The sequence below is a fragment of the Hyunsoonleella pacifica genome, from assembly GCF_004310335.1.
Classification (GTDB): domain Bacteria; phylum Bacteroidota; class Bacteroidia; order Flavobacteriales; family Flavobacteriaceae; genus Jejuia; species Jejuia pacifica.
Genome location: NZ_SIRS01000004.1, coordinates 476,474 through 489,407, shown reverse-complemented (window position 1 = coordinate 489,407; position 12,934 = coordinate 476,474). Strand labels below are relative to the sequence as shown.

At 32.3% G+C, this 12,934-nt stretch carries 13 protein-coding genes; 6 read left to right on the top strand and 7 right to left on the bottom strand.

The features are described 5' to 3' along the window. Positions 1–66: 66 nt before the first annotated feature. The 7 genes from EYD46_RS11455 to EYD46_RS11425 all read right to left on the bottom strand — a co-directional run bounded on the left by EYD46_RS11455 (position 67) and on the right by EYD46_RS11425 (position 7,471). On the bottom strand, positions 67–573 hold the full coding sequence (locus EYD46_RS11455; RefSeq protein ID WP_130937285.1) for an OmpH family outer membrane protein: 507 nt from the start codon (positions 571–573) through the stop codon (positions 67–69). 35 nt (positions 574–608) lie between these two features. Continuing rightward, positions 609–1,631 carry an OmpH family outer membrane protein gene (locus tag EYD46_RS11450; RefSeq protein WP_130937284.1) on the bottom strand — a complete coding sequence of 341 codons (1,023 nt, stop codon included), beginning with the start codon at positions 1,629–1,631 and terminating at the stop codon, positions 609–611. A 179-nt stretch (positions 1,632–1,810) separates the two neighbouring features. Further along, on the bottom strand, positions 1,811–4,426 hold the full coding sequence (bamA, locus tag EYD46_RS11445; protein WP_130937283.1) for an outer membrane protein assembly factor BamA: 2,616 nt from the start codon (positions 4,424–4,426) through the stop codon (positions 1,811–1,813). Further along, complete coding sequence (locus EYD46_RS11440) at positions 4,398–5,138, bottom strand: isoprenyl transferase (protein ID WP_130937282.1); 741 nt, start codon at positions 5,136–5,138, stop codon at positions 4,398–4,400. The genes bamA and EYD46_RS11440 overlap by 29 nt, the downstream gene beginning before the upstream one ends. Next, entirely contained in the window at positions 5,138–5,824 is a 687-nt protein-coding gene (porG, locus tag EYD46_RS11435) for a type IX secretion system protein PorG (protein WP_130937281.1), read from the bottom strand. The genes EYD46_RS11440 and porG overlap by 1 nt, the downstream gene beginning before the upstream one ends. 98 nt (positions 5,825–5,922) lie before the next feature. Beyond that, the gene (locus EYD46_RS11430) at positions 5,923–6,807 is read right to left on the bottom strand and encodes an NAD kinase (RefSeq protein WP_130937280.1); all 885 of its coding nucleotides are present in this window, start codon (positions 6,805–6,807) and stop codon (positions 5,923–5,925) included. A 4-nt stretch (positions 6,808–6,811) separates the two neighbouring features. After that, on the bottom strand, positions 6,812–7,471 hold the full coding sequence (locus EYD46_RS11425; protein WP_130937279.1) for a CBS domain-containing protein: 660 nt from the start codon (positions 7,469–7,471) through the stop codon (positions 6,812–6,814). Positions 7,472–7,559: 88 nt separating this feature from the next. On the opposite strand from EYD46_RS11425, the gene EYD46_RS11420 reads away from it, so the two are divergent. From EYD46_RS11420 to clpP, 6 genes are all read left to right on the top strand, one after another. After that, complete coding sequence (locus EYD46_RS11420) at positions 7,560–8,276, top strand: pyridoxine 5'-phosphate synthase (protein WP_130937278.1); 717 nt, start codon at positions 7,560–7,562, stop codon at positions 8,274–8,276. 101 nt (positions 8,277–8,377) lie between these two features. Further along, a complete protein-coding gene (locus tag EYD46_RS11415; protein ID WP_130937277.1) occupies positions 8,378–9,142 on the top strand; it encodes an alpha/beta fold hydrolase in 765 nt (254 codons plus the stop codon). A gap of 48 nt (positions 9,143–9,190) precedes the next feature. Further along, positions 9,191–10,294: a hypothetical protein gene (locus EYD46_RS11410; protein WP_165454374.1), complete on the top strand. Its 1,104-nt coding sequence runs from the start codon at positions 9,191–9,193 to the stop codon at positions 10,292–10,294. Between the two features lie 17 nt (positions 10,295–10,311). Further along, the gene (locus tag EYD46_RS11405; protein ID WP_130937275.1) at positions 10,312–10,659 is read left to right on the top strand and encodes a phage holin family protein; all 348 of its coding nucleotides are present in this window, start codon (positions 10,312–10,314) and stop codon (positions 10,657–10,659) included. A gap of 122 nt (positions 10,660–10,781) precedes the next feature. Further along, positions 10,782–12,110 (top strand): trigger factor, encoded by a 1,329-nt coding sequence (gene tig / locus EYD46_RS11400; RefSeq protein ID WP_130937274.1) that lies wholly within the window; start codon positions 10,782–10,784, stop codon positions 12,108–12,110. 132 nt (positions 12,111–12,242) lie between these two features. Then, positions 12,243–12,917 (top strand): ATP-dependent Clp endopeptidase proteolytic subunit ClpP, encoded by a 675-nt coding sequence (gene clpP / locus EYD46_RS11395; RefSeq protein WP_130937273.1) that lies wholly within the window; start codon positions 12,243–12,245, stop codon positions 12,915–12,917. Positions 12,918–12,934 lie beyond the last annotated feature (17 nt).

The following is a 12,934-nucleotide window of genomic DNA, read 5'->3' as shown; positions in this document are numbered from 1 at the left end:
TTTAACAAAAATAAAAAAGCTGCTTCGTTAAAAAGCAGCTTTAAGTAAGTTATTTGTGTGGGTAGATTAAATTCCTAAAGATGCTTTAACATCTGCTAGTAAATCTTTACCATCAGCCATAATAGTTACGCCTTGAGATGAATCTAATACGTAATCATAACCTTGGGCTCTTGCTACTTCTAAAATTTTATCTTTAGCTTTTTCGGTAATTGGCTTTAATAAATCAAATTCTTTTTTCTGTAAATCTTGTTGTGCCTTAGCTTGGTACTCACGAATACTTTGTTCCATAGTTTGTACCTCTTTTGCACGGTTTGTGTTTTCCTCTTTTGTTTTTGTTGCAGCCTCTTTATCATAAAGTTCTACCTTTTTCTGGAACTCTGCTCCTAAACTCTGCAATTCAGTTTGATAGGTTTTAGAAAGTGTTTCTAATTGAGCTTTAGCTTGAGCCATTTCTGGCATAGCCTGAATTAATTCCTGGGTATTTATATGTGCAATTTTGCTTTGCGCCCCAACAAAACTAACCATACCTATACATAAAGCAGTTGCGAATAAAATTGTTTTTAAATGTTTCATTTTCAAAATAGTATTAATGTGTTATAATTTTAAGTTTATTTGTTGTTGTTTAAGCTATCTCTAACTTTCTTCTTTTCTTCAAGAGCCTTTTTACGGTCTTCTAATATTTGCTTTTTCTTTTCCTCTAATGCTTTTTTACGTGCCTCTCTCTCTTCTAATTTCTTTTTTCTGTTTTCTTCAATAAGTTGTGCTCTGGTCTTTGTTTCCGTTTGCTTACTTTCTGAAGTGTTATCTTCTTTAGTAGCTTCATTTTCTGATTTACTAGCTACAGATTTATTTCTAGTTTCTAGTTTTGCTTGTTTAGCCTTTTCGCGTTCTTCTAATATTTTTTGACGTCTTTCTTCAGCTTCTTTCTTCTTAGCCTCGCGAGCTGCTAATATTTCTTGTCTGCGTTTTTCTACAACACTCTCTCTAGCCGCTTTTTTCTCTTCTAGAGCTTTTTCTCTAGCTTCTTGCTCTTCATTTATTTCAGGAATAGTTTCTTCTGCTGAAGCAGCCTTACGTTCAGCTTTAGTTTGCGCTTGTTTTCGTTTTGAAGACCTTGTTATGGCTCTTAAAACTTGTTCGCTAATATCAAATCGTTCAGCTGAATAAAGCATCACAACATCTGCAGACTTATCAAAAATAAAATCGTACTTTCTGCTTGCTGCCATATCTTGAACAGCTGCAAAAATTTGGTCTTGTATAGGTTGCATTAATTGTTTCTGTTGAATCATTAAATCCCCATTTGGGCCAAAACGTTTTTGCTGATAATCTAAAATTTCTTTTTCCTCAAAAGCTATATCTTCCTCGCGCTCTTCAATTAGTTCGTTTGTTAAGAGAACTTTTTCGTTACTTAAGTCTTTTCGTTTTTGTGCAATTTCAGAAAGCTTGGCCTGAATATCGTTTTTCCATTTTTGTGCTTTGTTGTCTAACTGAGACATCGCTTCTTGGTATTCAGGGACATTTTCTAAAATATATTCTGTGTCAATGTATGCGATTCTTACACCACGTTGCGCATGTACAGAAACACTTAGCATAACTACTAATGTCAATAAAAAAAGAACGTTTTTTTGCATCTGCGTTATAGTTTAATTTATGTTTTTATAAATTCTAAAAACGACAGATGATTTATTTTTCCTGTCACTTCTTTGAATCTCCTCTTCAAAATTAACGAAATTTAATCTTAAAAATTTTAATTCTCATTCAAATCATCAAAAGGTTATTAGAAAATATCGTGCCAAAGTAATTTTTTATACTAAAATTGCTGTCCAATTATAAAGTGCGTTTCCCATGCGCCACTCGATCCTGGTTGACCTGGAATATCATCGAAACGACGCCCAAAATCTATTCCAAGTAATCCAAATGCAGGCATAAAGATTCTTACACCTAAACCTGCAGATCGCTTTATATTAAATGGATTAAAATCTCTAAAACTATTATAAGAATTACCACCTTCTAAAAATCCAAGGGCATAGATTTTGGCTGAGGCTTTTAAAGTAACAGGATAACGTAATTCTAAAGAGAATTTATTGTAGATACTCCCACCATCTTGAGAGGAAAGAGATTGATTAGGGTATCCTCTTAATTGTACTACTTGGCGACCATCAAGTGCAAAGTTTCCTAAACCATCTCCTCCAACAAAGAAACGTTCAAAAGGAATAACACCTCTATCATTGTTGTAAGCGCCTAAGAATCCAAATTCAATACTTGGGCGCAAAACTAAATTTTTAGTAAGTTCTGTATACCAATCTCCCTTAAAATTTACTTTGTAAAATTCTAACCAATTAAAACGTTCTTGGTCTATTTGACTTATTCTATCGTTAGCAGCCGTTCTATCAGCATCGCTTGCCGATTGATCTCTTAAAATCTCATTTTGCTCATTTCGTTCATTACTTAAACCTTCATAGTCTACTCCATCAAATAATGACCATGGAGGCGATAGCTTAGCAGTTATAGAGAAATTAGAACCACCTGTTGGGAAAATAGGATCTATACGTGTGTTATTTCTAGTAAGGCCTATGGTATATGATAAGTTTTTTGAGCTACCGTTACCAAACGTAAATAAGCCGGTATTATAGTTGTTTAAATCGTAAACTTGATAACTTAATGCCTGAGATAAGGTAAAAAAGTTATCAGGTACAGTTAAACGCTTTGCTAAACCTAGAGTAATCCCTGTAATATTAAAACTTCTACTTCTATCAGCACGACCATTAAAGCGGTTAAATAAAAACTGTTTTGTATGGGATAAGGATACTGAAAATTGTACAGGACGTTTACCACCTAACCAAGGTTCTGAGAATGAGAAACTATAAGTTTGGAAAAAACGACTTGCTTGTAAGCGTAATGCCAGTTTTTGACCATCTCCCATAGGTATAGGTTTGTAAGCGTCCTTTTTAAAAATATCCTTCATTGAGAAGTTGTTAAAGGATAAACCTAGTGTACCTATGAATCCACCTCCACCATAACCACCTTGAAGTTCAATTTGACTCGAACCTGTTTCTTTAATAGAAAACTCCATGTCAATTGTACCTTCGTTTGGATTGGGGTTGTTAAAGTTAGGAGCGATTTCTTGGGCATCAAAAAATCCTAATTGCCCTAATTCCCTCACTGTGCGTACAACATCTGCTTTACTATATAATTGTCCAGGACGAGTGCGTAATTCTCTGTAGATAACATGATCATTTGTTCTGTCATTACCTACAACTGAAACATTATTAAAGTAAGCAGGTTTTCCTTCGGAAATTCTAATCTCTAAATCAATAACATTATCTTCAGCACTTACTTCTACTGGATTTATCGATGAAAACAGGTATCCATTATTTTGATATAGGTTGGCTATATCATCACCATCGGGTTTGGTGTTATCTTGTATACGTTTTTGTAACATCACACCATTGTAGGTTTCACCTTCTTTAATGCGAATGTATCTATCTAATTGTTCATCGGTATAAACAGTGTTACCAATAAAACTAATCTTTCCAAATTTATAAAGATCGCCTTCTTCCAATTTTACGTGTATGGAAATAGTTTTATCATCGTTTACACTTATACTATCTGAAATGATACGCGCATCACGATACCCATTTTCTGCATATTTATCAACAACACTGGCAAGATCAGCTTGGTACGCTGAATCTATAAACTTAGAACGTTTTAAAATGCGTAAGCGATTAATTTTTTTAGTACTTTTCATAGCTTTTCTAAGCACTTTTTCTTTAAGTGCAGAATCGCCTTCAAAAATGATGTCTTTTATTTTTACTTTTTCTCCCTTATCAACAGCTACAACCATGTTTACTCTGGCTTTATCCAGAGTATCTTTAACTTCAATAGTATTTATATTAACCTTGGCATTATAAAAACCATTTTTTCTGTATTTTTTCTCTAGGAAGTTTTTAGTAGTAGTTATAAGATTTTCTGTAACTTTTGTGCCTTTTTTTAATTTGTTTTCGGTAATAATACCTTCAACTTTACCTTTTTTAACACCAGTGACTTTTACATCGATTAATTGTGGTAAGTCTGACAAACGAATTTCTAAAAAAGCTTTACTACCTTCAATATTTTTAAGATAAATTTCAATATCACTAAATAGCTTAGAACCCCAAAGTTTTTTTATAGCATTAGCAATATCCTCACCAGGAACTTTAATTTCTTTACCTTTTTTTAGACCAGAATAGGCAATTACTGTTTGTTCATTAAAGCTCGTGTTACCCGATACAGAAACTCCACCTATGGTATAGGTTTTCCCATTTTCAAATTCAATGTTCTGAGCTTGGAGTGTAAAGCTAAATACAATAAAGAATATTGTAATACATGCTTTTAAATAAGGTTTCAATAGAAATGTATTAGCTAAGTTGTTCACTTGTTTTCCCAAATCGTCTTTCTCTTTTTTGATATTCTATAATAGCTTTATACAAGTCTTGTTTTGTAAAATCAGGCCAAAGTACTTTGGTAAAATACAATTCGGCATAAGCTATTTGCCAAAGCAAAAAATTACTAATACGCTGTTCGCCACTAGTTCTAATAAGCAAGTCTACGTCTGGTAAATTTTGCGTGTAAAGATGCTTATTTATAATTGATTCATCAATAGCTTCGGGCGAAATTATGTTATTTTTAACTTTATTACTAATTTCTTTAACAGTGTTTAGCAATTCTTCCCTAGAACCATAACTTAATGCTAAAGTTAAAGTCATTCTTGAATTATTTTCAGTTGCAGACATTACTTCGCTTAACTCTTTGTTTACCTTAGAAGGGAGTGAGTTTAAATTGCCTATGGCAGACAGTTTTATATTATTATCTTGAAGTGTTTTTATCTCTTTTTTCAAAGATGAAATTAACAACTTCATCAATGTTTTTACTTCTAATCTAGGGCGATTCCAGTTTTCAGTTGAAAAAGCGTAGAGTGTTAAATTAGGAACACCTAATTCTGCGGAAGCTTCTACTACTCGACGTACTGACTTGGTGCCATTTTCATGCCCAAAAGCACGTATCATACCTTGTTGTTTTGCCCAACGTCCATTACCATCCATAATAATGGCGATGTGTTTTGGTAAAGCTTCGAGTAATATGTCGTTTTTTAAATCCATTAATTAATACAATAGCAAGGGTTTTGCCCAAATGTGTAAGTTAAGGTTATTCCCGTAAATGTATACCAGTCGTTATTATTTATATTCCCAAAACGAAATTGTTGTCTAAAATCAGCGTCAGGTACACTACCGTCAATTTCATCAGAAAACGTGTAACGTGCACCAACTTCCATACCAAATATAAAGTTTCCAATTAAACGCATTTTAAACCCTAAAACCATTGGTATACCATAGGCCCAACTTTTACTATTTTCGGACGTTTGTACACCATTCAGAAAGAAATGATTGTCGTGTCTAGCAACACTAATACCCGTATATAAATAGGGCGTAGCAACTGGTTTTCCTGTGTGTAGATTAAAATCTAGAAAGGTAAATTCCATACCAGCCGAAAATTCCAATAGGTTAGAATTAAAACTGTAATTTCTACTAACACGTCTAAAATCATCAGAGTCTATGTCGGACGCTACTAAATCAGAATAAATAATACTTGCTCTCCAAGAATGCCTCGGACTTCTATTCCATTTGTAGAGTAGACCAATAGTAGGTGCATTAGGTGAGATGTAATCTGTAGCACCAACGTCTCCAATAAAATTACTACCTCCTCCAAATACACCAATTTCATTGATTTGAGAGAAGCTAAGTTGTAACGTTAACAAGCTAATTATTAATAGGTTTAAGTGCCGCATAGCTATTTAAAGTTTGCAAATATAATAAATAAGATGAGCCTATTGCAATTTGAATTGAATAGTATGAACGTAAAACAGATTTTAAGCGGAATTATTGCCTAATTTCGGTTATCCTCGCCCCACAACATTTTTTTACGAAGTGTTTTTAAAAAGCTTTCATCAAGTAAATCAATCATTTTAATTTTAAAGTCAGCTTTTTTTATTTTTATAATAGTACCATTATCCAAGGTGGCAATTCTTGAATCTAAGGATACTAAATGCTGTTCTTCCCTACCACTTACCTTTAGTTGAATTTCAGTAGAATCAGGAATTATTAACGGTCTTGCACTTAAATTGTGAGGGGCTATTGGTGTAAGTACAAAACTATTTGCTCCAGGTGTTATTACAGGGCCACCACAACTTAAAGAGTAACCTGTTGAACCTGTAGGAGTAGATACAATTAAACCATCACTCCAGTATGAGGTCAAATACTCATTATCAAGAAGTGTTTCTACAGTAATCATCGAAGTAGTGTTTTTTCTACTTACAGCTATTTCATTTAAGGCATAGTTTAGCTCTAAAATATCTGTGTTTTCTGGAGTTGTTTCAACTGAAAGTAAGGTGCGTTCTGAAATTCTGTATTTACCATCTATGATATTTTGAACTGCATTTTCAATATCTTCTACTTGAATTGTGGCTAGAAAACCCAATCTTCCTGTATTGATACCAACTATAGGTATGTCTAAATGAGCTACAAATGTTATGGCTCTTAATATAGTACCGTCTCCACCAATGCTTACCAATAAATCAAACGATTCGTCCAGGGTTTCAAAAGTGCTAAACGTATTATAAAAATCACGTTTTGTAGACACTGATTTTATTAATTCTGAAAATTCAGATTCAATGTATACCTCCACATTCTTTTTGGCTACATAATTAAGGAGTGTATCTACAGATGTAAGGGTGTACTTATTATTAAAACGACCAAAAACGGCTAACTTCATACATTTAAATATTTAAATACTTTTTTAAATAGTCTGACCGTTCTTTTAAATTCTGCGTAAAACTATCTTCTTCATGTCCAGATGCAATATTGTAACTATAACGTCTAAAAGTTTGAATTATATCATTTAAACTCGTATTTCCAATTTTCAAAGTAATCTGAACAATATCATTTTTCATTTTTGAAATAAAAGCACCAAGTAGTTTGCCATTGTTGGATTCTACAATTTGGCTTATTTCACTAAAAGAATAATCATTAATACCTTTTTCAACCACTAAAACACCTCCAGCTTCATAGAAAAACGGTGACTCATTAAAAAGTCCTATAATATCATTAAGTTCATAATACCCCAAATAATCTCCTTTTTCATTTAAAACAGGCATAATATTAGAAGAGTTTTGTGCAAAGGCTTCCAATACATCTAACCACATAGTACTTTCTCTAACATAAAAATCTTCTAAACTATATAGATAATCGCTAACCGGTTTGTTGCTGTCAAAGCAATGCGCATCAGTTTCAAAAAAGGTGCCTACAAAAATGTCATTATCATCTTTAATAGGGATATGAGAATAGGTAAGCTGATTAAAAAGCTCCTGTATCTCACTAATTTTAGCGTTAGTTTTTAATGGCTTTATGTCGTTTATAATAAATTCAGAAAGTCTCATATATACTATTGATTACGATGCAAATTAATCAAAAAAAAGCTACTTAAGCCTCTTCTAGTTTGTATTTTTGTGCTTTAAAAAGGAATACATGACAAAGTTAAGTGTAAATATTAACAAGATAGCAACATTAAGAAACTCTCGTGGCGGTGATGTGCCCAATGTGGTACAGTTTGCAAAAGATGTGCAACGGTTTGGGGCTGAGGGTGTAACCATACATCCGAGACCAGACGAACGCCATATACGTTATCAAGACGCAAGAGATTTAAAACCTGAAGTTTATACAGAGTTTAATATAGAGGGAAATCCAATAGAATCTTTTATGGATTTAGTATTAAGCGTAAAACCTACACAAGTAACGTTGGTGCCTGATGCAGAAGATGCAATAACTAGTAATGCGGGTTGGGATACAATTAAACATAAAGATTTTCTTATTGATGTGATTAAAGAATTTCAAAACAATGGTATTAGAACATCTATTTTTGTTGATCCTGTTTTACAGCAAATTGAAGGTGCAAAAGCAACAGGTACTGATAGAATTGAATTATACACTGAGGGTTTTGCGTATCAGTATAGCTTTGGTAATGAAGATGCAATTTTGCCATATACCAAAAGTGCTATTTTAGCAAATGAATTAGAGTTGGGTATTAATGCGGGTCATGATCTATCGTTGGATAATATCAAGTTTTTTAAAGAAAACATTCCAAATCTTTTGGAAGTGTCCATAGGACATGCACTAGTTGCTGAAAGTTTGTATCTGGGGGTTGAAAATGTGATACAGATGTATTTGAGAAAACTTAACCAGTAAGCATATTGTAGTGTTTTTTGGATAGTGACAATATTAAGAATATTTAGTTTTAAAATTTTAAATTAAACGTTTCCTTTCTTAGGAGGCAACAAAAGAGGCTCATGATTTTACATTCAAACATACTAGGGAAAGGAAAACCATTTGTGATTCTACATGGCTTTTTAGGAATGAGTGATAATTGGAAAACTCATGGCAAAAATCTTTCAGAGCTAGGATATGAAGTGCATTTGGTAGATCAACGCAATCACGGGCATAGCTTTCATGATGATGCTTTTAATTATGAAGTTATGGCAGAAGATTTGAAACACTATTGCGAATCTAAAAATATTAATGATATTATACTTCTAGGCCATTCCATGGGAGGAAAAACAGCAATGCTATTTTCTACAGAATATCCAGAATTAGTTTCAAAATTAATAGTAGCTGATATTTCTCCAAGGTTTTATCCAGTACATCATGATGCCATTTTAAATGGATTGACTGCTTTAGATTTTGATGAAATAAAAAGTAGAGGCGAGGCTGATAAAGTTTTAAGCCGATATGTTTCAGAAATGGGGATACGCCAATTTTTATTAAAGAACCTTTATTGGATTGAAAAAGGACAATTAGCATTAAGAATTAATTTAGAAGTTTTACAGGATGAAGTTGCAGAAGTTGGAGAGGCTCTGCCTAGTTATGCTAGATTTGATAAGGATACGTTGTTTTTAAGAGGCGATAGATCAGAATACATAGGTGTAGGAGATGAAACCATTATAAAAAATCATTTTCCAAACGCTAAAATTGAAACTATTGCTAATGCAGGTCATTGGTTACATGCTGAGAATCCTAGAGCATTTTTTGAAGCACTTAATAATTTCATCAAGTAGTTTTTGATAGGAAAATCTTATATTCATGCTCTAAAAATGTTTAGTTTAATGAAATACATCTTTTTTTTCATATTCATTTCAATCAATTTATCTATTTCATCTCAGAATGAGATTAAAAACGGACTGTATAGAATCTATCATGATAATGGTCAACTAAAAACAATAGGTAAATATGAGGGAGGGAAAAAAGTTGGAGTATGGAAGGATTATTATCAAACTGGTGAATTAAAAAGTACATATAGTTATACTAAAGGTAAGTATAACCCAGAAAGCAAATCCTATTTCAAAAATGGAAATATAGAAATAGAAAGGACTTTTGTTCATGGGAAAAAAATTTTCAAGGAATATTATGAAAGTGGCGAATTGTTATTCGAGAGTATAATAAATGGAGGTTATGCTAAGGAATACTTTAAAAATGGAAATTTAAAGTCTTTAGGGAACTATGTAAATCAAGAATTAGTAGGAACATGGAAAAGATATTATGAATCTGGAGAATTAGAATGGGAAGTAGAATATCTTGATTCTTATAAACAAGGGATTTATAAGCACTATTATAAAACAGGTCAAGTAAAAATTGAAGGACAAACTAAAAGAAATAAAAAATATGGAGTAGAAAGGCGTTATTATAAGGAAGGTTTAATGAAGTGGGAAGGAAAATATTTAAATGGAGTTTTTCATGGTAAATGGAAAGGTTTTGATAAAAATGGCAACCAAATACATCTAATTAACTATAAGAAAGGTGTAGCTTCAACCAAAGCTTTAGTAGAATTATCCTTAACTGAAATTCCGTTGGGACGTCATGAAGAAATACCTGTCTTTCCAGGGTGTGATAATGTGCTTGGATTCAAAAATCAGAGAAAATGTTTATCAGATAAAATGAATAAGCATGTGACGGAAAATTTCAATACTGAAATTGCTGAAAAGATAGGTTTAAAAGGCAAGCAGCGCGTAGTGGCTATTTTTAAAATAGATAAAGAAGGAAACATAACTGGAAAAAAATCTAAGGCTCCTCATCCTTTATTAGAAAAAGAGGTTATAAGAGTTATTTCATTGTTGCCTAAAATGAAATCTGGATATCGAATGGGTAAACCAGTAGTTGTTCCTTATTCATTACCTATTGTTTTTATCGTTCAAGGGAATACAAAAAAATAATTAGGTATATTAGAAGCATGAAACGCATTATTAAACTCTTATTAAACGCAGTTGCTGTTTTTATTTTAGCACATTTACTTTCTGGTGTTGATGTAGACGGCTATGTTGGTGCATTAATAGTAGCTGTAGTATTAGCTATTCTTAATCTATTGGTAAAACCAATATTAGTAATTTTTACACTTCCCGCTACTATTCTTACTTTAGGACTTTTTCTGTTAGTTATAAATGCAGTGATAATTCTTCTAGCAGATAAATTAATAGACGGTTTTGCGGTAACTAATTTTTGGTGGGCACTTCTTTTTAGTGTCTTGTTATGTGTGCTGCAATCTATATTACATTCACTTTTAAAAGAAGATAAAAAGTAACTCTAAATCAAATAATTAAAAACTTTGTTGGGATGTAAAAATGTACTAATTTTGCATCCCAATTTTAATTTAGGGTATACCCATTAGTTAAATGCCTATAGAAATAGGCTTATATCATTACAATGAATATTACAAGAGAAAACTTAGATGCATTAAATGCGGTAGTAAAAGTAGATATCGCTAAAGAAGATTACAGTGATAAGGTAGATAAAATTTTATCAGATTACCGTAAAACAGCCAATATTCCAGGATTTAGAAAAGGACATGTGCCTATGGGAATGGTTAAAAAGCAATATGGAAAAGCAGTGTTGGTAGATGAGGTAAACAAGCTTTTACAAGATGCATTAAATAAATACCTTACAGAAGAAAAGTTAGATGTTTTAGGGCAACCATTACCTAAGCAGAAAGATGATATTAATTGGGATGCAGATGGTTTTAGTTTTGAGTTTGAACTAGGATTAGCTCCAGAGTTTGATGTAAATCTAAAAAGCAAAAAAGCAATTACGCATTACAATATTGTTGCTGATGATAAAATGATTGATGAGCAAATTGAGCGTATTCAAAAACAATACGGGAAATTAGTGCCTCAAGATGTTGTTGAAAAGGATAGTGAAATAACTGGAGCATATAAAAACGAAGAAAATGAAATTGATAATACAGTTACGTTAACTCTAGATAAATTTAAAGGAAAAGCTACAGCAAAGAAATTTATAGGAGCTAAAGCTGGAGATGTTATTACCTTAAAAACAAAAGGGCTTTACGAAGATGATCATGATTTAATGCATGCCTTAAAAGTAAGTCACGATGAAGCACATGGTTTAGAAATTGAAGTAACATTTACTATTTCTGAAATTAATAAGAGGGAACTAGCAGATTTAGATCAGGAATTATTTGATAAATTATTTCCTTCTAAAGAAGTAACTTCAGTTACAGAGTTAAAAACAAAGATAAAAGAAGATGCAGAGAAGCAATTTAAGCAACAATCTGATCAGAAACTTTTAAATGATGTTACTGAGTATTTAGTTGATAGTACAAAGTTTGATTTGCCTGCTGAGTTTTTAACTAAGTGGATGCAGACTTCGGGAGAGAAAGAAATGGATGAGGCACAAGCTAAAGAAGAGTATGAGAAATCTGAAAAAAGTTTACGTTACCAATTAATAGAAGGTAAACTTATCCAAGATAATGATATTCAAGTAACAATTGAAGACATTAAAGGGCATGCTAAAGAAATGATTAAAGCACAAATGGCACAGTTTGGACAAATGAACCCATCTGATGAAGAACTTGAAGGTATAGCTGCAAGAGTATTAGGAAACCAAGAAGAAGCACGTAGAATTTCAGAGCAATTAATAAGTCAAAAATTAATTGAATTGTATAAAGAAAAAGCAAACTTAAAGGCAAAGGAATTGAGTTACGAAAAGTTTGTTAAAGAAGTTTACGGCGATAAATAATCAAATAATAATTCATTATATTTATGCGCTTGAATCCAACCGATTCAAGCGCATTTTATTTTCTCAAATTATTAAAAATTACTTCATCTTGATGTAGGTCAAGGTATTAAGATTAAAAAGATATAGCTTACTATGGATTACGCTAAAGAATTCGAAAAATTTGCAACCAAAGATCAAGGTATTAGCAGTACGTATTACAATAAAATTATCAGTAGTATGTACCCTACCAATCTAACTCCAAATATTATTGAAGAACGCCAAATGAATATTGCCATTTTTGATGTGTTTTCACGTTTAATGATGGATAGAATTATATTTTTAGGTACAGGAATAAACGATCAAGTTGCTAACATTATTCAAGCACAATTGTTGTTTTTAGAAAGTGTTGATGCTTCTAAAGATATTCAAATTTACATTAACTCTCCAGGAGGCAGTGTTTATGCAGGTTTGGGTATTTATGATACCATGCAATTTATTAAGCCAGATGTAGCTACAATTTGTACAGGAATGGCAGCATCTATGGGAGCAGTACTGTTATGCGCTGGAGAAAAGGGCAAACGTAGTGGTTTAACCCATTCTAGAGTTATGATTCATCAACCAATGGGAGGTGCTCAAGGGCAAGCAAGTGATATTGAGATTACTGCGAAGGAAATTTTAACATTAAAAGAAGAGCTTTACAAAATTATTAGTAAGCATTCGGGTCAGGATTACGACAAAGTATACGAAGATAGTGATAGAGACTACTGGATGAAGGCAGATAAAGCCAAGGAATACGGTATGATAGATGAGATATTAGCAAGAAATTAAAAAAAATCGTACTTTTA